A 17457-nucleotide genomic window follows, 5' to 3' on the forward strand; every position below is an offset into this window, starting at 1 on the left:
CAGTTGCTCACTTTGTCTGGGGATTTTTTGTCTGGGAATTGTCGAGGGAAGAAATGCTGGTGGGCAGCCCGTAGCCGGGAGCCCAGCGGAACCGGATGGAACCGCCGATCGGAACCTGGGCGGCCAGGTCCAGCTGGTGGTCCACCACCACGCCGATGACCGGGTAGCCGCCGGTGATGGGGTGGTCGGCCAGGAAAAGCACAGGCTGGCCTTCGGGCGGGATCTGCAGCGCGCCGGCCATGGTGCCTTCGCTGGGCAGTTCACCGTCCCGGCTCCGGCTCAGCGGCGTTCCGTCCAGGCGCATGCCCACCCGGTTGGAGCGGGGCGTGACGGCCCAGTCCTGGCTGCAGAGCGATTCCAGCGCGGCGGCCTCGAACCAGTCGTCGCGCGGGCCGGGCACGATGTCCAGCACGGTGACGCCGGTGTCCGGAAACTCCGGCTGCAGTTCGGGGTTGCCCACCACGTTGGAGGACATGGCAACGCCCGCGCCCAGCAGCTGCCCGGCGGCCAGCGGCGCAGGCCCGATCCCGGACATCGTGTCCGTGGACCGGCTGCCCAGCACCGCATCAGCCATCGCACCGCCGCGGATGGCAAGGTAGCCGCGGAAGCCGCGCTCGGGCGCCCCGATGGTCAGGATCTCGCCGTCCAGGAGGGCAAACGCCGTAGCCATGGGCACGGTGCGCACCTGCTCCGGCTGCCCGCCGTCGCTGTCCTGACCGTCTGATTCGGAAGCGTCCGACGGCGTCACTACAGTCAGTTCCGACGGCGCACCGGCGACCGCCAGGACCTGGTCCCCCACAGCCTGCACGCGCAGCCCGCCGGCAACGGATTCGACGACGGCGGCGGACGGCTCGTTGCCCACGACCCGGTTGGCGCGGCGCAGCGAGGAACGGTCCAGCGCCCCGGCGGACGAGACGCCCAGGCCGGCGTGGCCCGGACGGCCAAGGTCCTGGATCAGGCTCTGCAGTCCCGGCGAGAGGATCCGCAGGCCGGACTGCGTGTCCGCGGCGCCTGCGGCGGAGTCGGAGGCGGCGGCAATGGGTTCCGTCACGTCAACGAGCTCGCGCACTGCCCGGAACTGCACACGGTCTCCCGGTGCTGCCAGGGCGGGCTGTTCGCGGCTGAGGTCCCACATATGCGCCGCGGTACGGCCGATCAGCTGCCAGCCGCCCGGGGACTTCCGCGGGTACACGGCGGAGTAGTTACCGGCCAGGGCAACGGAACCTGCGGGGACGGCGGTCCGTGGCGAGCTCCGGCGCGGTACTTCAAGAGCCTGGTTCTCGCCCACCATGTAGCCGAACCCCGGGGCGAAACCGCCGAAGGCCACGGTCCAGATCTGTCCGGCGTGGGCGGCGATGACGCCCTCGGCGCTGAGGCCGGTCAGCCGCGCTACTTCGGCGAGGTCCTCGCCGTCGTACACGGTATCGATCTGCACCAGCTTGCCTTCGGCATGGGACTGGACCGCCAGGTCCATCCCCAGCAGCAGGGCCGCCATCCGGCGGGCGGCGGCGGGTGAGTCCGCCTTGACCATCACGGTTTCGGCGGCGGCGAGGACGTCCACCTGGCCGGGCAGCGGCTCCTCCAGAAGGAGAGCCTGCAGGGCCAGCACGTCGTGGAGCCCGGAGAGTTCGGCGAGCACCGCCGTCGTGCCTACCGGCCGGACGGCGAGCACGCGGGCTGCCGCGCTGGTTTTGCTGACTGTTTCCATGGTGATCATTCCGCGGCTCAGGCGAATGCCGAAATAGTGACGCCGGCGGCGGCAAGCGCGGCCTTGACGGCGGTGGCCATTTCCACGGCCCCCGGGGAGTCGCCGTGGACGCAGATGCTTTCGGCGTGGATTTTCAGGACGGAGCCGTCAACGGTGCGGACGGATGATTCGGTGGCCATCCGGAGCACGTGCTCGGCTACCTGCTCCGGGTCCTCCAGCACGGCGCCGGGCAGGGAACGGGATACCAGGGTGCCGTCGGGGTTGTAGGCCCGGTCCGCGAACGCCTCCGTGACGGGCCGCAGTCCGGCGGCTTCGGCCAGCCGGAGCACTTCGGACCCCGGCAGGCCAAGGATGGGAAGTGACGGGTCCACGGATTTCACGGCGTCCACCACGGCCTGCGCCTGGGCGGTGTGGTGGACGATGGCGTTGTAGAGGCCGCCGTGGGGTTTCACGTACCGGACCTGGGCACCCTCTGCGGCCGCCAGGGCCTGCAGGGCACCGAGCTGGTAGACGACGTCGTCAGCGAGTTCGCCGGGGCTGATGTCCAGGAAGCGGCGGCCGAAGCCGGCCAGGTCCCGGTAGCCCACGTGCGCGCCGATGACCACGTTGGCGGCCGCGGCCTGGCGGCAGGTGGCCCTGATGACGCTGGGATCGCCGGCGTGGAAACCGCAGGCCACGTTGGCGCTGCTGACGGAGCGGAACATGGCTGAATCGTCGCCGAGCGTCCAGCGCCCGAATGATTCGCCTACGTCACTGTTCAGGTCGATGCTTGCCATTGTGATCCTCATCTCATGGGTGTGCTCTACCAAGAATGCCTTAAAACCCTAAATTGTTCAACAATCCAACGATGTTGAATCTGAGGATTTTTTCGCTTCGTTAGGCTGGAGGAATGAAACGCTGCCTTGCCGCCCTGTCCGCCGTCCCCCTGATGCTCGTCCTCGCCGGCTGCGGATCCGTGCAGGAGGCCGCCGAAACGGCAGCCAGCGACGCGGCCTCCAAGGTTGCCACCGCCGCAGCCGATGAAGTGACCAGGCAGGTCTGCGCCGTGATCCAGGACGGCCTGGTCAGCGTTGAGGACAAGGCGGCGCTCGGCGGGCTCGTCGCAGCCGCCGAAACAGCCGGCGTCCCCGCCGAGATTACGACGCCGCTGGGCCAGATCGCGGATGCCGGCGACCAGGTTCCGGCCGAGTCAGTCAATGCCCTGAAGGCAGCCTGCCCCGCCTAATCCCGCCTAATTATTGGGCGCGGCGCTGGTCATCCGCGCCAGTTGTCGAGGTTGTCCACTCCGTGGAGTTTGGGGGCGTGGTCTCCCGCGTGGCGGGCGCGCCGGTCGTCATGCTCCGGGAACGGCACGACGGCGGTGCCCGGCCGCGGGCTCGGCAGGGAACCCACCAGCTTGGCCAGCTCCTCGTGGAGCACCTTCCAGCCAATGGCCGGGTCCTGGGGATAGGCGCGGATTTCGGCCTGGCCCGCGGCGGCCAGGGCGGCCGCGCCTGCTTCGGTGAGCTCCACCCGGAACTGCCTCCGGTCAACCGTCTGCCGCGTGCGCGTAATGTGGCCGGTCCCCTCCAGCCGGAGCAGGACACGTCCGAGGGTCTGGCTCTGCACGTGGACCACTTCCGCCAGCTGCTCCTGATTAAGGGGTCCGTCAGCAAGCCCCTCGAGGGCTATGACTGCGGCGCGGGTCAGGCCCAGCGGCGCGAGCGCGTCATCCTGCCGGCGCTGGACCATCCGTGCGGCGAGCGTCAGCAGGCGGTAGCTGTTCCGGGCATCTGGATCAAGATTGCTGGTCATCGGCCGCTGCCTCCTGTGGATCGCGGATCGGGCGCAATGCCACCTCGATTGGTGCATCACTTCCGCCTCCACCATAAGCATGCTTACCATGCACATTGCAAGTATGCTTATTATTCCTTGCCATACATGCGGCCGCTCCTAACCCTCTGTATTCTCGTTGAAGCTGCCGGCGCCCCGCGCCGGCTGCGTCCAGCGGTGGACGACTGCTGGTTTCAGCAAACGAAGGAGCTGCACCATGGGTGGAGTCATTGTCGTTGGAGTGGACAGCAGCGAAACGGCCAGCAAAGCCGCCGAATGCGCACGGGACCTGGCGGTAGCTCTGGGAGCCTCGCTGCACGTTGTGACCGCGTTCGAGAGTGAGCGGGCGGAGGTTATCGGCCGCGGCACGGACCAGATCGTCATCTCCGAGGCCGACAGTGCCGAACGCGTCGCCAAGAAGCTTGCCGGTTCAGCAGGGCAGGCGCTCAACGTGACTTTTTCGGCCACCCGAGGCAAGCCCGCCGAGGGCCTCATCAAGGAAGCAACCCGCCTGGATGCCACCATGATCGTGGTGGGCAACAGGAGGATGCGCGGCATTGGCCGGGTCCTGGGCAGCGTGGCCAACAGCGTTGCGCACAATGCCCCCTGCGACGTGTACATCGCCAACACCTACGACGACTGAGCCCCGGTCCGAACGGCCTAGCGCTTGCCCTTCTTCCGCGATCCCTTGCCCCGGCCCTTGTCGGGGTTGGGGGCGTAGCGCTGGGCCACCTTGGGCTTCTTGACGGCAGGCCCCCGCCGGTCCGGCTTCGGTTCCTTCTTGGGCTTCTCCTGCTGGGCTGACGGCTGCCGTGAGCTCTGCGCCGTCCGGCCACGGACTATGCCGATGAATTCCTCGATGATTTCATCCGTTGAGTCGCTCGGCCACGCCACCGCGATTTCCGTGGCGGGGGCACCGGTCAGGCGCCGGGCAACGGTGTCCTTGACGTTGAAGTGGCGCGCCACAGACATCGGGAGAATGATCAGGCCCGCCCCGGACGCCACCACCTGCATGGCCATTTCCGCGCCGCCAAGTTCAGCCACGTCCAGGAAGGTCTCCTGGGCCAGGTCAGCCAGGGCCACTTCCTCGAACACCGAGATCTCGTGCCCCTTCGGCGCCACCACCACGGGCTGCTCCTCATAGAGGGGGATCACGCTGAGGCCTTCGCGCTCCACGGGGAGCCGGACGAAGCTGAGGTCCGCGGAACCGTCACGCAGCACCTCCAGCTGCGCGCCGTCGTCGGACATAAACGACTGCAGCGGGATGTCCAGCACCCGCTCCTCCCAGCGGCGGATCCACTTGCCCGGAGTCACGCCGGCAACGTAGGCGAAACGAAGCACCCGCGGGGCCTCTTCCTCCGTTGATTCGGCGGGGCTGGGGTTCTGCGGGGATTCATTGTCAGCGGGCACGTCTTCACAGTACCGCCCGCCCGGATACCCTTGAAGCATGACCTCTGCAAACTCCCAGTCCATGAAGCCGGCCACCGTTGCCAAGAAGCTTGGCATCTACCTGCCCGCAACACCGCAGGAGTTCCAGGATTCAACCATCACCCGCGCCGATTTCGCCGAGCTCCAGGCCAACCCGCCGGAGTGGCTCGCCGAACTCCGCCGCAACGGGCCGCACCCGCGCCCCGTGGTGGCCCAGAAACTGAACGTCTCCATCAGCGGCCTGGCCCGCGGCGGTGTTGAGGAAGCGCTGACGACGGCGGAAATCACCGCGCTGCTGCAGGCTCCCCCCGCGTGGCTGGTCACCGAGCGCTCCACCCACGCCGCCGTCCGCGCCGAGGCCCAGCGGGTCAAGGACGAGGCAGCCAAGAAGGACGCCAAGAAAGCCCGCGCCAAGGCAGAGTAGACCGTTTCGCTCCGCGAATCCGAGGCTTGTTCGCGGATCCGAACCCTTCAGGGGCCGGATCCACGGACAAGCCTTTGTTATACCCGGCCTGGACTCCCGGAGGGAGTCAGTCCTGGTGCAGCTGCACGAAGTTGCCGCAGCCGTCGTCGAACACCGCACTGATCCCGGAATGGTCCTCGGACGGTTCACCCTTGAACGCCACACCTGCCTCGACGAGCCGGTTGTACTCCGCCTGCACATCCGGAACGCCGAAGACGATGGCCGGGATTCCGGCGTCGTGCAGGGCGTTCATGTAGTTTGCCCCGATCGGGTTGTCGCTGGGCTCCAGCAGGAGGCCCACCGACCCGGCGCCGGCACCCGGGTCCTTGACGATGAACAGGTTGTATTCGGGCATGGCCATCAGGGTCTCAAAACCAAGGGTCTGCGTGTAGAACGTGTGGGCGGCGGCGGGGTCCTGGACGTGGATGCTGCACATTTTGAGTCGCATGTTCCCACGCTACGCGGCGCCGCCACGGCTGAGTAGCTCCTCATCCCGGGGCTGCGTGCGCCGGGGCCTGCCCATTGACCCGGATGGCCGCAGGGGCTGGAATGGAAGTAGCAACCCGGAGTCCTGGGCCGGGCCTGACGCTGGAGGTGCCGCGGTGCCCGTCTTCACAGAATCCGTCCTTTCGGGAGCCTGGCAGCTGTTGTTCTGGGGGGCCGTGCTGGCCTGCGCGGTGGCCGCAACGGTTTTTGCCGTCCGGCTGCACTCCGCGCCGGAGCCGGCGGGCCGTGCTTCGGACACGCTGTTCTGGGACGTATTTATGGGCTCAGCAGTGGCAGTCCCCGCGCTCCTGATCCCCACGCTTGCCTCGCCATGGTCAGGGCTGGTGCTCGCCGCGGTGGGCGGGGCAACAGGCGTCGCTGCCTACAGGGGCCACCCGCGGATCATGGCGTGGCACACCAGCCGGCGGCAGCGCCGGCAGGAGCTTCCCCTCCATACGGCAGCGCAGGCGGAACACAGCACACTCCTGGCCCGCTGGAGCCGCTACGAACTGGACCCTGCGTACTGCATCGACTACCCGGCCATGACCGACGTCCGGCAGCCCGAAACCGCCGCGGTGATCAGGGCGATGCGGGAAGCCGAGCAACTACGGACCGTCCCCCAGCAGGGGTACGTCCCCGCCGTCGCGCGCCTTCGCCTGGCCCTGACGGAAGCCGAAAAAGCAGCCGGAATCCCGGCCGCTGCTGACTGAGCGCGCTGGCGCCAGCCCGGCGTCGCACTGGATGCGGGTGACCGGCCTAGCTATAGTCGACTCCTAGTCGACGGTGGCAACCCAGACGGTCCGGGTGGCGCGGGGTGACAGCTCAATGTCGCCGCCGAGCTGCTCCAGCAGGTTTTCCACCGCATCGCGGTCGTCTGCGGTCAGGGCCGCCAGGGACGAGAAGCGCGCGAACCACTGCCGGGCGTACTCCCTGGCAGCCGGGCTCACGGGTGCGGTTGTTGTCACCTCGGACCGCGTGACGCCGAAACCGGCGGCCTCAAGGACCGGGGTCCAGTCCGGGTGGTGGTTCCACCCCTCGGCGGCCGCGGCGGCGTGGCAGCACTGCTCCAGCAGGGCCCCGGGTGTGTCGCTGAGGAAGCGTGGCAGTGTGGCGAGCTCAACGACCACCAGCACCCCACCCGGCGCCAGTTCCCGGCGGACCCCCGACAGCAGCCGGGCGGGGTTGGCGACGTGGTGCAACGAGGATGATGCCCACACCAGGTCAACCCGCGCCTCCGCCGCTGTCTCCATCGCATCCGCCGTGATCAAGGTGCCGGCAAGAACAGGGAAGCCGTCGTCGAGGTCTGCCTCGAGCACGGCAAAGCCCTGCCTGCGCAGCAGCCCGAGCATCTGCAGGTCGTTGTCGATGCACGTCAGCGAGGCGTCCGGGTACCGGGCACGCAGCAGCCGGCTACCTGCGCCGGTGCCGGCACCGAGGTCAACGATGCTGCGCGCAGCTGCAGACCCGGCTAAGTCCAGTGCGGCTGCGAGGTTGTCCCCGAACACGTCGGCATCGAGGTCCAGGACGAGGTGCTGGTCGTGGCTGCCAGGGTGCTGGTGATGACGGTGGGAATGGTGGCCGTGGTCCCGAATCCCGCTTGGCTGGTTATCCATGCTGTTCAACTTTCTACTATCGCCGCAGGGCCCATGCCGGCCGTCTGGCGGTCTCCATCAAGGCCATGGCGCCGGTGACCCGCCACCAGCTCGGCGACCGCCGCTTCCGAGGCGGCCGAGAAGGGGCCGAAGTGCCCTTCAACCGCCCATCGGGTTTCTTCTTCGATAAGGTCGGCGTTGATTCTGGCGCCGGCCATGACACCCTCGGCGGCCGCGGTGATCACCTGGGCCATGGTGTTTGAGACGTTGCCCGCCGCATACACGCCGGGGACGGCCGTGGCACCCATAGCATCGGTCTCGATAAAGCACCCGGCCCCCGACGGGTGCACCTGGGACTCCAGCCCGAGTGATTCCAGAAGCGCGGATCTGGCCTCCATCCGGGTTCCGACAGCCACCGCCTGAACGTCAAAGGAGTGGCCCTGGCGGAGCGTGAGCCCCGTGAGGACACCGTCGACAGCGTCAACAGAGGCCACGGCGCCGTCAACGACCGTTACGGACCGGCCCGCGAGCTTTTCCCACTCCTCGTCGGTGGGTTCCACGGTGTCGTTGAGGAAGAGGGTGATGTCGGGGGACCACTGCCGGAACAACAGTGCCTGATGGACGGACAGCGGGCCGGTGCCCAGCACTCCAATCTTTTGCCCGCGGATTTCCCAGCCGTGGCAGTAAGGGCAGTGCACCACGCCCTTCCCCCACTGCTCCCGCAGCCCGTCGATGGGAGGCAGAACGTCTGTCAGGCCGGTAGTGACGAGGAGGCGCCTGCCGGAGAACCGGCGGGCATCCCCGAGGGCCACCTCGAATCCGTCGGCGGTTCGCCGCGCCGAGACGGCTTCGCCGTCAATGACTGTTCCGCCGTAGGAGTGCACTTCGCTGCGTCCGACGGAGAGGAGTTCCCCGGGGTTCATGCCGTCCCTCGAAAGATAACCGTGCACACCGGCCGCCGGCGCGTTCCGCGGAGCTCCGGAATCGATGACCAGCACCGAGCGCAACGCCCGGCCCAGCGTCGTGGCCGCGCTAAGTCCGGCCGCACCGCCGCCAACTATAACAACGTCAAACCGTGTGGTGTCCATAGTGCTGTGTTCCTTTCGTCGTGTCCTGAAAGTTCGCCGGCTGCGTCCTTTGGCGCTGACACCAGCTTTCACCCCACCACCAAATGTTGGCAAACATAATTGCCAATATGGCAAAATGGTGGAATGGCGAATGAACTTGACGACGTTCTCGGGGCGGTCGGCCCCCGGCTGCGGGCCCTCCGTGCTGAACGGAACCTCACCCTCGGAGAGGTGTCCTCCGCATCCGGCGTATCGGTGAGCACCCTGTCCCGGCTGGAGTCCGGCCAACGCCGGCCAAACCTCGAGATCCTGCTGCCCCTCGCAAGGCTGTACGGCGTTCCCCTCGATGATCTGGTCGGTGCCCCGCCCACCGGGGACCCGAGAATCCACCTCCGGCCCATCACCCACGCTGGCATGACAGCGGTTCCGCTCACGCGGCGCCCAGGCGGACTGCAGGCTTTCAAGATGGTGCTCGACGGTGACACCCGCGGAACCGAGCCCGACCCCCGCGTCCACGAAGGCTACGAATGGCTCTACATCCTCAACGGACGGCTGCGCCTGGTGCTGGGCGACAAGGACTTTGAACTTCGCCCCGGCGAAGCAGCGGAATTCGACACCCACACACCGCACTGGTTCGCCAGCGCTGACGGCAGGCCCGTCGAGTTCATCAGCCTGTTTGGACAGCAGGGCGAGCGGATGCACGTACGCGCGCGGCCCAAGCCCGCCTAGCCGAAGAGGTCCGCGGGACTTCGGGGGCCCGTGCGCCCAACCGTCGTCTAGACTCGTTGAAGCATCATCGGTACTGGGGGCAGCCGATCATGGATCCCCCGTGCTGTGAGCGCCATCGGCCAACAGAAACAGGATCCAGGAACCATGAGTCACCCCAGCTACCCTCACCCGCCCCAGAATGACACCGGAGCAGGCGCTCCGCCCATCCCGAATGCACCATCCACCTTCGGAGGGCAGTACTACCAGGGCGGACAGCAGGGCGGCTACCAGCCGGGACCCGACCAGGGCCCTTATGGACACGTTCCCTACGCCACTGGTCCGGGAAAGTCCTTCCTCACCACGTGGCTCCTGTCCCTGCTCCTGGGCAACCTGGGTGTAGACCGCTTCTACCTGGGCAAGATCGGCACCGGCATCGCCAAGCTGCTGACCGCCGGCGGACTCGGCATCTGGTCCATCGTGGACCTGATCATCACCCTGACCGGCAACACGAAGGACAAGGACGGCCGTCCGCTGGAGGGGTACCCGGAACACAAGGTGAAAGCCTGGATCATCACCGGCGTCGTCTGGGTCCTCGGCATGGTGGTGGGAACCGTGGTCACACTGGCGTCCATTGCGTCCACGGCCGCCGTGGTGAATGAACTTCAGAAGTCGACCGCGTCACAGTCTGCCGCTGCAAAGGACACCGCGGCTACCGAAGCGGCGCCCGCTCCGTCGTCCGGAACCGCTGATGCGAACGCCTTCGACATCACCGTATCCGAGGGCAACACGGTGAAGATCACCGTCATTGACTCCCTCTACGTGGCTGAGATTCCCACCATGTCCTACATGAAACCGAACAACGGTGGATTCCTCCTGGTGGAGGTCTCCTGGGAGACCCTGACCGGAACCAGTTCCCCGAACCCCGCAAACTTCGAGGCCTACGATGCAGAAGGCAAGGAAGGCGAATGGATCTCCCTGGAGACGGGGGGCCTGCAGGCCGAAGACAGCACGGCGGGACAGGTCCACAGCGGCGTCCTTGCGTTCGACATCAACAACGGACCGACCACCATCAACATCAGCAACGACTTCGGCGACAAGGCAGCCACCTTCACCCTGACGCCGCCCGTCGGTTAATAGCCGATCCACGCCTATCAAAAACCCGCGGCTCCCATTCCGGGGCCGCGGGTTTTTGATGCACGGCAGGACAGGCGGAGATTAAGTGCTGTGTCGCTGCGGCTGGAGTGCCGCGACAGAACGCCGGTAGCATCCGAGGATGGAACCCACACAAGCGGAAGTCCGTGACCAGTTCGGCAGGAACCTGGAGGACAAGGGTGCCTGGCGGCAGGCCACCACCCTTGACGCCGCCGGGGAACTGACGGCCCGCTGGCTCGAAGGAAAAAGCGAGTACCAGGCGGCCACCTTCACGGCCCGCTATGACGACGAAACGGAATCCATCGCCGTCGAACTGGCCGTCCTCAACAGGAGCGGCCTCTTCACCAAGGAATCCCAGCCCGGCCTCCAGGCCGACGGCACCGCCCAGCGCCAGTACGTCACAGGATTCTGCAGCGCCGAAACGGCCGCCGGTCTCCTGGCCCTGTCCACCCGGTCCGAACTGGTCACCGTGGCCCACGCCCCCGGCGAGGCCAGCAGCGCGTCCATCCCTGTCACCCTCGACGACGGCGAGGTGGTCACCGTCCTGGGCTCCAGCGAGAACCCGGTCACCGAGGACCAGATCAGGGACTGGGCCGAGGAAACCAACGAAAACCTGGCGCTCCTGCTCGCCGACTCCTGGTACGTGGAGATCCTGGACCCCGCCTGGGGCAGGAATGACGTCCTGTTGCCGGCCGTCCGCGCCGCGCTGACCGCTGCGAAATAACCGGTTCCGGTCAGCGGGCTGCTTTCCGCCTGTTATCCGGCAGGCTTGGCAGCCAGGTTCTCCCTGACGACGGCGACGATCTCCGTTTCATAGGCCTGCGATGACCGCATGGAGCCGCGGAACCAGCAAAGGGCGTGCACGCCGGTGTCGCCGGGAGCCACCATCGGCCGCAGGTTGTCCACGGCGGAATCCGCGGTGACGGCATCCCAGTCCCAGCCCGCGCCGCCGTCGGACGTCCGCCCCGAGTAGATCTCGTAGTGATCCGTCGGCTCGCCGGAGCGCGGATCCACCGGGGCTGAGATGTAGACATGGTCGAGATCGTATGGATCCACGGCCCCCAGACCCGTGTAGTCCTGCTCGTGCGGGAGGTATCCCGGGCCGGCCACGGCGAGCGGGTGCAGGGTCCAGGCAGAGCCGTCAAAGCGCGCATACAGCAGGCGGTGATCGTCGACGTCGAGCTGCTGGACCCGCTTGAGGACTCCAGTGACGTCGTTGGCCCGGCAGGTGATGATCGCGGCGAGCTGGGTTCCCTGCCGCCGCAGGTCCGCGGTCCAGCCATGGGTAAGGACGTCGCCGTCGAGCTCGGTGCCGGCCGCGAAAATGGTGGTCAGCTCAACCTGGCTGACTCCGGCGGACCCGATCACGGGCTTGCTGATGACCTGGCCGGCCGCGTCATGGAGCACGTCGCCCTGGATGTAGCCGTGGTAGATGCTGTTGTTGAAATCGCGGGGGTGGTGGTCAGTGGTGATCAGGTCGATCCGGTCCGTGCCGTTGGAGCTGTACCGGGTGTAGCCGTTGACGTAGCCCACCTTTGGGCGGGTGAAGAGCTTGCCCCCGTAGCTCCAGGTGCTGCCGTCGTCGTCGGAAACCATCAGGGTGGGGTCATCGTTGATGGCACGGACGAAGTTGTAGGTCCGCGATTCAGCGCCGAGGCGGTGCAGGTTGGAGTAGGTGGCTCCGCGTCCGTCCGCGAGTTCGGTCCAGTCGAAGACCTGCTCCGCCTCCCACTCGCTGGCGTCATGCGGCCGGACCGAGACGCGCCAGCGGGAGTAATTGTCCGTTTTGTGCTTGGCATACATCGCCAGGTAGCGGCCGTCCGGCCGGATCAGCAAGGCCGGCGCGTTGTGGTCATCCGATTCGAGTTGCTCATGGAGGACGTGGACCTTGCTTTCACCCGTGGCCAGGTCCAGGACCGCCACCTCAATGTTTCCGCCGCGGCTTTCACCACCAGTCCCTTCGGGAGCGGCGACCGATCCCACCAGGAGCGTGTTGTTCGCCGGATCCACCAGCGCCCGCTCGTCCTGGAACCAGCACCAGGCGCCGTTGTTGTTGAGCAGGACAGGAGCGTACGTCATTGGAGTTCCTCGCCGTGATGCATCGTTTCAGAAAGTTATCGATACTATCTTACACGGGATGTTAGCGCCAACAAGGGGCTGGGCTGGCCGTCAGTACGGCCAGCCCGCACCTTTCCCTACAGCTCCACGTTGCCGCTTTCGCCCACGCCCATCCGACTGTGGGTGACCTTGGACTTCACCCACTGCAGGACCGTGGCGACCGTCCCGCCGGGGCTGGTCCAGTATTCGGCGGAGTCCGAATCCACCCGGAGCAGGCACACCTCGGGCGTGTCTGGCCCGTCCGGGAACCACGCCTCAACAACCTGGTTCCACAGTTCGCGGATTTTGGCGCGGTCGGTGACCACCTCGGCTGTGCCGGCCACGGAAACCCATTCGGTGCGATTGCCAAAGGAAACATTCACGCGCGGGTCAGCCCGGACCTGGGACACCTGTGAGGTGCCGAGGCCCGTGAAGAACCACATGTCGCCGTCGTCCAGCACTTCCTGGACGGCGAGCGGCCTGCTGACCAGGGCACCTTCTGCATTGATGGTGGTCAACATCCCGATCCGGGAATCGTTGATGATGTCCGTAACTTTGCTGATGCTCTCGGAGTCCGTCATGCCCTCACCTCATTCTGGTCAACAGGGGAAGCTCCCCTGCGCCAGCCTATTGGTAAGCATGCTTATTTTCCAGTGAAGCCTTCGCCGGATCTGCCCGGCTACACCCATGCGGGCTCAGCGACGCGGGCCACTTCCGCGATGCGGGCTGCGGTCAGCCGGCCCATGCGAATGGCGCCGTCCACGTGCTGGTAGCCTTCGGCGGCGAGGTCGGAGGAGCACCAGTAGATGGGGCCCACCGCGGTGTGCTGGTCCTTCCCGTAGCGGTGGAGGCCGCCCAGGTCGTAGCTGGAGGCGTAGGCGCCGCGCGTCCACTCCTCGGAGCCCCAGTCCGATTCGTAGTACACCTCGGGCTTCAGGGCCCTGTCCCCCAGGAACCCGGCGATCGACTCCAGCACCACGCGCTTGCGCTCGTCGGCACCCAACTCGAAGACGGCGTCGGCCTTTTCATCCGAAATGAAACCCACCAGCGTTCCGCGGGTATCACCGTGGTTGGTGTTGTCGTAGACCTCCTGGACCAGCGAGCCGGCGCCGAAGCCCGTGCCGGACAGGCCGTCTTCGCGCCAGAAGGGCGTGCTGTAGACGGCGTGGACCTTGATGACCAGGCCCAGGGACTGGTGCTGGTGCATCTGGTGCTGGCGGCGCGGAAGCGGCGGGTTGAAGGACACGCGGGAGTACAGGTTGGGCGGCACGGCCATGATCACGAACCGCGCGTTCACTGTGGCCCGCTCGGAGACCACCCTGACGCCGTGGCCACCGTCGCTGCCTTCCATCCAGTTGATGGTGCGCACGGGACTGTCAAGGACGACGTCGTCACCCAGCTCCTGCGCCTGCAGCAGGGACACCTGCTGCATCCCGCCCACCACGCGCTTGTCCAGGATGAAGTCCTCGTCGGTGAGGTGTGTGAACGACCCGGCGGAAGCGGCCATCAGCACGGCCTGGAGGGCGGAGAAGGCGTGCGCGGGCTTGGTGAGCATGCCGCCTGCGATGAACAGTCCGATGTTGTTGCACGCTTCCTCGTTGTCGGAGTTGGCGCGCAGCCAGTGATGGAAGGAAATGGTGTCCAGTTCGCGGGCCTTCGGATGCGCCCACGGCTCGGTGGCACCGATTTCGGAGGCCAGCCCGTCCAGCAGGGCAATGAGCTTGTCCATTTCGACGGCGGTGGCCGGGTCCACCGGGAAGGAGTCGCCGGTGTATCGCACCGGCTTGCCGTCGGCGCCGATGTAGACGGACTCGCCGTCGCGGTAGCGGGAGTAGGTCTTCAGGCCCAGTTCGTCCAGCAGGTCCAGCAGAACGGTCTGGTCCGGCGAGACCCACTGGCCGCCGATCTCCAGCACGGCCCCGTCAACGGTGTCCGTCCAGGTCCGGCCGCCCACACGGTCGCGGGCTTCCAGCACAGCCACGCTTAGGCCGGCCTTTTTCAGTTCACGGGCTGCGGTCAACCCGGAGGGTCCCGCTCCCACGACCACAACGTCGCGGTTTAAGTTCAGCATGATGTCCTCTCTGCGGCTGCGCGGGTGATGCGCATCACTAAATGAATGGCATTCATTTATTAGAACTATAGCGGTTTGTCCGCGGCTCCGGAAGAGGCGGGTGGAATAATGCTGGGGAACCTCCACGAAAGGCCCGCACCATGCCGGCAGCCGCCGCCCCAGGAACCACCGCCGGAACGGCCGGCACCAGCACCGACTCCACTGACGCGTCAAAAGGCGTTCGACGCCGGGCGGGCCGCCCCTCTGCGGCCCTGCTGGACCATGCCGGGATCACGGCAGCCGCCCTGGAACTCATTGGCAGGAAGGGCTACGACGGCCTCACCATGGCTGCCCTGGCACGCCAGCTGGACGTGGCGCCGTCGGCCCTTTACAACCATGTGGCCTCCAAGCGGGATGTCCTGCTGCTGGTGGAGGACCACCTTGCGGCGCTGGTGGACGTTTCAGGATTCGGAGCGGGATCCTGGGAGGATGCCGTGCGGACGTGGGCCTGGAGCTACCGGGATGTTTTTGCCCAGCACACGCCCCTCATTCCGGTCATCGCTGTGCTTCCAGTGACTGATGCGCCGCAAACACTGGCCATGTACGAGACCGTGAGCGGCGGGTTCCTGGCGGCGGGCTTCCCGGAGGAACGGATCGTGTCAGCGATCGTGGCCCTGGAATCGTTCATCTTCGGTTCGGCCTACGACGTCACGGCGCCGGCGGATATTTTCGACGCGGGCAGCATGGCCAGTGCCACACCGCACTTCACGGCGGCCGTGCGGAGCCTGGCGGCACGGGGCGACGAGCGTCCTGCAGATGTGGCCTTCGGCCTGGGGCTGGAGGCCCTCATCACCGGACTCGGGGCACTGCGGGGCTGACGGCATTTCACTCTCCAAGATCCGTCGGTTGATACCAGAAAGGCACCATGTTTACCTTCGACCAACTGGCTGGATTCATCGCCGTGGCAGAGGAACTCCACTTCGGCCGGGCGGCCGAAAGGCTGAACATGACCCAGCCTCCGCTGAGCCGCCAGATCCAAAAACTGGAGAAAGCCATCGGCACGGAATTGCTGGAACGCGACAACCGAAAAGTGCAGCTCACTCCTGCCGGCACCGCATTCCTGGATGAGGCCAAACGGCTGATGGCACTGGCCAACCGCGCGCCGATGACCGCACGGAGGATCGCCACCGGACGCTCGGGCGTGCTGCGCGTCGGGTTTACGGCGGCCAGCGCGTTCAGCGTCCTGGGTCCGCTCCTGGAAGAGATTGCGTCAATTCTTCCCGAGGTGGACATCGACCTCCAGGAACTTGTCACCAGTGAGCAGATCCAGGGCCTGCTCACTGGTGAGCTGGACATGGGCCTGGCCCGACCCCCTTTCGACCGGGAGGTCTTCGATTCGCATCTGCTGAACCGGGAATCCATGGTGCTGGCCGTACCCGCCGGCCACAGGCTGACTGGGCTCTCCCGGGCCGTGGAGGACGAAGACCTGCGGGACGAACCCCTCATCATGCATTCACCAACCCAGGCCGCCTACTTCTACGACCTGGTGATCCGCATGCACAGTATCCAGCACGGCAACGTCATACACACCGTCAGCCAGATCCTCACCATGGTCTCCCTGGTTGCAGCCCGGCGGGGCGTAGCCTTCGTCCCCCATTCGGCCACACTCCTCGCAATCAAGGGCGTCGAATTCCTGCCGCTGGCCGGCAGCAGCAATGATGATCCGGTTGAGCTCCATGCCATCTGGAACCGCAAGGTGGCCAACCCTGCGCTGCGGCGGCTCCTTCAGGACTTCGAATTCAGGACGGAGTAGGACCGCGGCAGGGAGCCGGCAAACTCCGCACCTTGATGCAATTTGGGTATCAATCAATACGAAAAGGCACTTAGACAGGCATCACTTGGGCTGCCTACTCTGGACGGAACCAACACCCCCGCCGCCAGCGGCATTCACACAGAGGACAACATCGTGGCAAAGTACTCCCCCCAGGAACTGGCAGACACCCTCAAGGAAGGCCTGCTGTCTTTCCCTGTGACGTCGTTCGATGCCCAGCTGCAGTTCGATGAGGAGAACTACCGCAAACACCTCGCCTGGCAGGCCAGCTTCCCCGTCGCCGGACTCTTCGCAGCGGGCGGCACCGGCGAAGGCTTCTCGCTCACGCCGGCGGAATCCGAGCGCGTGGTCCGCACCGCCGTCGAGGAAGTCGGCAACCTGGTTCCCGTGCTGGCATCCGCCGGCGGCTCCACGGCCCAGGCCATCGAAAACGCCCAGGCCGCCGAAGCCGCCGGCGCCGACGGACTCCTGCTCCTCCCCCCGTACCTCACAGAAGCTGACCAAGGCGGCCTGATCGACCACGTCAGCGCCATCTGCAGCGCCACCTCGCTTGGTGTGATCATCTACAACCGCGCCAACGCCATCTACAAGGACACCACCGTGGCCATCCTCGCGGACCGCCACGAAAACCTGATCGGCTTCAAGGACGGCGTGGGCGACCTCGAACACGATGCCCGTGTCTACGCCAAGCTCGGCGACCGCCTCTTCTACCTCGGCGGCCTGCCCACGGCGGAAACCTTTGCCCTCCCGCTGCTCCAGCTCGGAATGAGCACGTATTCCAGCGCCATGTACAACTTCGTCCCGCAGTTCGCCCTGGACTTCTACCAGGACGTCCGCAACAACGACCGCGTCGCTGTGAACAAGAAGCTCAACGACTTCGTGATCCCGTACCTGGACATCCGCGACCGAGTGAAGGGCTACTCTGTCTCCATCGTCAAGGGCGGTCTGGACGCCATCGGCCGCTCGGCAGGCGGAGTCCGCCCGCCGCTGCAAAACCTGGCACCCCAGGACCTGGCGGACCTCAAAGCCCTCATCGCCACCGTCTCCTGAACATCCGCCTCCT

General features: G+C 66.4%; 20 protein-coding genes. 10 read left to right on the top strand and 10 right to left on the bottom strand.

Annotated features, from left to right (window positions below; genetic code table 11):
- Nucleotides 1-7: 7 nt before the first annotated feature.
- Both ABV518_RS05650 and ABV518_RS05655 read right to left on the bottom strand, forming a co-directional pair.
- The gene (locus ABV518_RS05650; RefSeq protein WP_367765864.1) at nucleotides 8-1708 is read right to left on the bottom strand and encodes a carboxyltransferase domain-containing protein; all 1701 of its coding nucleotides are present in this window, start codon (nucleotides 1706-1708) and stop codon (nucleotides 8-10) included.
- Nucleotides 1709-1725: 17 nt separating this feature from the next.
- On the bottom strand, nucleotides 1726-2484 hold the full coding sequence (locus ABV518_RS05655) for a LamB/YcsF family protein (RefSeq protein WP_367765867.1): 759 nt from the start codon (nucleotides 2482-2484) through the stop codon (nucleotides 1726-1728).
- A gap of 113 nt (nucleotides 2485-2597) precedes the next feature.
- On the opposite strand from ABV518_RS05655, the gene ABV518_RS05660 reads away from it, so the two are divergent.
- On the top strand, nucleotides 2598-2933 hold the full coding sequence (locus ABV518_RS05660) for a hypothetical protein (RefSeq protein WP_367765868.1): 336 nt from the start codon (nucleotides 2598-2600) through the stop codon (nucleotides 2931-2933).
- A gap of 29 nt (nucleotides 2934-2962) precedes the next feature.
- Here ABV518_RS05660 and ABV518_RS05665 read toward each other — a convergent pair whose 3' ends face one another.
- Complete coding sequence (locus ABV518_RS05665; RefSeq protein ID WP_367765869.1) at nucleotides 2963-3502, bottom strand: MarR family winged helix-turn-helix transcriptional regulator; 540 nt, start codon at nucleotides 3500-3502, stop codon at nucleotides 2963-2965.
- Nucleotides 3503-3737: 235 nt separating this feature from the next.
- On the opposite strand from ABV518_RS05665, the gene ABV518_RS05670 reads away from it, so the two are divergent.
- Nucleotides 3738-4163 carry a universal stress protein gene (locus ABV518_RS05670; protein ID WP_367765870.1) on the top strand — a complete coding sequence of 142 codons (426 nt, stop codon included), beginning with the start codon at nucleotides 3738-3740 and terminating at the stop codon, nucleotides 4161-4163.
- Between the two features lie 17 nt (nucleotides 4164-4180).
- On the opposite strand, the gene ABV518_RS05675 is transcribed toward ABV518_RS05670, so the two are convergent.
- Entirely contained in the window at nucleotides 4181-4930 is a 750-nt protein-coding gene (locus ABV518_RS05675; protein WP_367765871.1) for a LysR family substrate-binding domain-containing protein, read from the bottom strand.
- Nucleotides 4931-4967: 37 nt separating this feature from the next.
- On the opposite strand from ABV518_RS05675, the gene ABV518_RS05680 reads away from it, so the two are divergent.
- Complete coding sequence (locus tag ABV518_RS05680) at nucleotides 4968-5372, top strand: DUF5997 family protein (protein ID WP_066288419.1); 405 nt, start codon at nucleotides 4968-4970, stop codon at nucleotides 5370-5372.
- Nucleotides 5373-5478: 106 nt separating this feature from the next.
- Here the strand turns inward: ABV518_RS05680 and ABV518_RS05685 are convergent, their stop codons facing one another.
- On the bottom strand, nucleotides 5479-5859 hold the full coding sequence (locus ABV518_RS05685) for a VOC family protein (protein WP_367765872.1): 381 nt from the start codon (nucleotides 5857-5859) through the stop codon (nucleotides 5479-5481).
- 154 nt (nucleotides 5860-6013) lie between these two features.
- Between ABV518_RS05685 and ABV518_RS05690 the strand changes: the two genes are divergently transcribed.
- Nucleotides 6014-6607: a hypothetical protein gene (locus tag ABV518_RS05690; protein ID WP_367765873.1), complete on the top strand. Its 594-nt coding sequence runs from the start codon at nucleotides 6014-6016 to the stop codon at nucleotides 6605-6607.
- A gap of 63 nt (nucleotides 6608-6670) precedes the next feature.
- On the opposite strand, the gene ABV518_RS05695 is transcribed toward ABV518_RS05690, so the two are convergent.
- Entirely contained in the window at nucleotides 6671-7510 is an 840-nt protein-coding gene (locus ABV518_RS05695; RefSeq protein ID WP_367765874.1) for a trans-aconitate 2-methyltransferase, read from the bottom strand.
- Between the two features lie 5 nt (nucleotides 7511-7515).
- Nucleotides 7516-8577 carry an NAD(P)/FAD-dependent oxidoreductase gene (locus ABV518_RS05700; protein WP_367765875.1) on the bottom strand — a complete coding sequence of 354 codons (1062 nt, stop codon included), beginning with the start codon at nucleotides 8575-8577 and terminating at the stop codon, nucleotides 7516-7518.
- 123 nt (nucleotides 8578-8700) lie between these two features.
- On the opposite strand from ABV518_RS05700, the gene ABV518_RS05705 reads away from it, so the two are divergent.
- From ABV518_RS05705 to ABV518_RS05715, 3 genes are all read left to right on the top strand, one after another.
- On the top strand, nucleotides 8701-9285 hold the full coding sequence (locus ABV518_RS05705) for a helix-turn-helix domain-containing protein (RefSeq protein WP_367765876.1): 585 nt from the start codon (nucleotides 8701-8703) through the stop codon (nucleotides 9283-9285).
- A 144-nt stretch (nucleotides 9286-9429) separates the two neighbouring features.
- On the top strand, nucleotides 9430-10398 hold the full coding sequence (locus ABV518_RS05710) for a TM2 domain-containing protein (protein ID WP_367765877.1): 969 nt from the start codon (nucleotides 9430-9432) through the stop codon (nucleotides 10396-10398).
- Between the two features lie 139 nt (nucleotides 10399-10537).
- Nucleotides 10538-11140 carry a hypothetical protein gene (locus ABV518_RS05715; protein ID WP_367765879.1) on the top strand — a complete coding sequence of 201 codons (603 nt, stop codon included), beginning with the start codon at nucleotides 10538-10540 and terminating at the stop codon, nucleotides 11138-11140.
- A 32-nt stretch (nucleotides 11141-11172) separates the two neighbouring features.
- Here ABV518_RS05715 and ABV518_RS05720 read toward each other — a convergent pair whose 3' ends face one another.
- The 3 genes from ABV518_RS05720 to ABV518_RS05730 form a co-directional block, all read right to left on the bottom strand.
- Nucleotides 11173-12495 (bottom strand): BNR-4 repeat-containing protein, encoded by a 1323-nt coding sequence (locus tag ABV518_RS05720; protein WP_367765881.1) that lies wholly within the window; start codon nucleotides 12493-12495, stop codon nucleotides 11173-11175.
- A 116-nt stretch (nucleotides 12496-12611) separates the two neighbouring features.
- Nucleotides 12612-13094, bottom strand: coding sequence for a pyridoxamine 5'-phosphate oxidase family protein (locus ABV518_RS05725; protein ID WP_367765882.1), 483 nt, complete (start codon nucleotides 13092-13094; stop codon nucleotides 12612-12614).
- 98 nt (nucleotides 13095-13192) lie between these two features.
- The gene (locus ABV518_RS05730; RefSeq protein ID WP_367765883.1) at nucleotides 13193-14584 is read right to left on the bottom strand and encodes a flavin monoamine oxidase family protein; all 1392 of its coding nucleotides are present in this window, start codon (nucleotides 14582-14584) and stop codon (nucleotides 13193-13195) included.
- A 140-nt stretch (nucleotides 14585-14724) separates the two neighbouring features.
- Between ABV518_RS05730 and ABV518_RS05735 the strand changes: the two genes are divergently transcribed.
- The 3 genes from ABV518_RS05735 (at nucleotide 14725) to kdgD (ending at nucleotide 17444) form a co-directional block, all read left to right on the top strand.
- Entirely contained in the window at nucleotides 14725-15441 is a 717-nt protein-coding gene (locus ABV518_RS05735) for a TetR/AcrR family transcriptional regulator (RefSeq protein WP_367765884.1), read from the top strand.
- Nucleotides 15442-15488: 47 nt separating this feature from the next.
- Entirely contained in the window at nucleotides 15489-16376 is an 888-nt protein-coding gene (locus ABV518_RS05740) for a LysR family transcriptional regulator (RefSeq protein WP_367765885.1), read from the top strand.
- 153 nt (nucleotides 16377-16529) lie between these two features.
- Nucleotides 16530-17444, top strand: coding sequence for a 5-dehydro-4-deoxyglucarate dehydratase (gene kdgD / locus ABV518_RS05745; protein ID WP_367765886.1), 915 nt, complete (start codon nucleotides 16530-16532; stop codon nucleotides 17442-17444).
- Nucleotides 17445-17457: the final 13 nt, after the last annotated feature.

This window comes from Arthrobacter sp. HS15c (assembly GCF_040812005.1).
GTDB lineage: Bacteria > Actinomycetota > Actinomycetes > Actinomycetales > Micrococcaceae > Arthrobacter.

What these genes read in the sequence shown, in the direction of transcription:
- ABV518_RS05650 (WP_367765864.1), bottom strand. Translation starts at nt 1,708, where the DNA reads ATGGAAACAGTCAGCAAAACCAGCGCGGCAGCCCGCGTGCTCGCCGTC.
- ABV518_RS05655 (WP_367765867.1), bottom strand. Translation starts at nt 2,484, where the DNA reads ATGGCAAGCATCGACCTGAACAGTGACGTAGGCGAATCATTCGGGCGC.
- ABV518_RS05660 (WP_367765868.1), top strand. Translation starts at nt 2,598, where the DNA reads ATGAAACGCTGCCTTGCCGCCCTGTCCGCCGTCCCCCTGATGCTCGTC.
- ABV518_RS05665 (WP_367765869.1), bottom strand. Translation starts at nt 3,502, where the DNA reads ATGACCAGCAATCTTGATCCAGATGCCCGGAACAGCTACCGCCTGCTG.
- ABV518_RS05670 (WP_367765870.1), top strand. Translation starts at nt 3,738, where the DNA reads ATGGGTGGAGTCATTGTCGTTGGAGTGGACAGCAGCGAAACGGCCAGC.
- ABV518_RS05680 (WP_066288419.1), top strand. Translation starts at nt 4,968, where the DNA reads ATGACCTCTGCAAACTCCCAGTCCATGAAGCCGGCCACCGTTGCCAAG.
- ABV518_RS05685 (WP_367765872.1), bottom strand. Translation starts at nt 5,859, where the DNA reads ATGCGACTCAAAATGTGCAGCATCCACGTCCAGGACCCCGCCGCCGCC.
- ABV518_RS05695 (WP_367765874.1), bottom strand. Translation starts at nt 7,510, where the DNA reads ATGGATAACCAGCCAAGCGGGATTCGGGACCACGGCCACCATTCCCAC.
- ABV518_RS05700 (WP_367765875.1), bottom strand. Translation starts at nt 8,577, where the DNA reads ATGGACACCACACGGTTTGACGTTGTTATAGTTGGCGGCGGTGCGGCC.
- ABV518_RS05705 (WP_367765876.1), top strand. Translation starts at nt 8,701, where the DNA reads ATGGCGAATGAACTTGACGACGTTCTCGGGGCGGTCGGCCCCCGGCTG.
- ABV518_RS05710 (WP_367765877.1), top strand. Translation starts at nt 9,430, where the DNA reads ATGAGTCACCCCAGCTACCCTCACCCGCCCCAGAATGACACCGGAGCA.
- ABV518_RS05715 (WP_367765879.1), top strand. Translation starts at nt 10,538, where the DNA reads ATGGAACCCACACAAGCGGAAGTCCGTGACCAGTTCGGCAGGAACCTG.
- ABV518_RS05720 (WP_367765881.1), bottom strand. Translation starts at nt 12,495, where the DNA reads ATGACGTACGCTCCTGTCCTGCTCAACAACAACGGCGCCTGGTGCTGG.
- ABV518_RS05725 (WP_367765882.1), bottom strand. Translation starts at nt 13,094, where the DNA reads ATGACGGACTCCGAGAGCATCAGCAAAGTTACGGACATCATCAACGAT.
- ABV518_RS05730 (WP_367765883.1), bottom strand. Translation starts at nt 14,584, where the DNA reads ATGCTGAACTTAAACCGCGACGTTGTGGTCGTGGGAGCGGGACCCTCC.
- ABV518_RS05735 (WP_367765884.1), top strand. Translation starts at nt 14,725, where the DNA reads ATGCCGGCAGCCGCCGCCCCAGGAACCACCGCCGGAACGGCCGGCACC.
- ABV518_RS05740 (WP_367765885.1), top strand. Translation starts at nt 15,489, where the DNA reads ATGTTTACCTTCGACCAACTGGCTGGATTCATCGCCGTGGCAGAGGAA.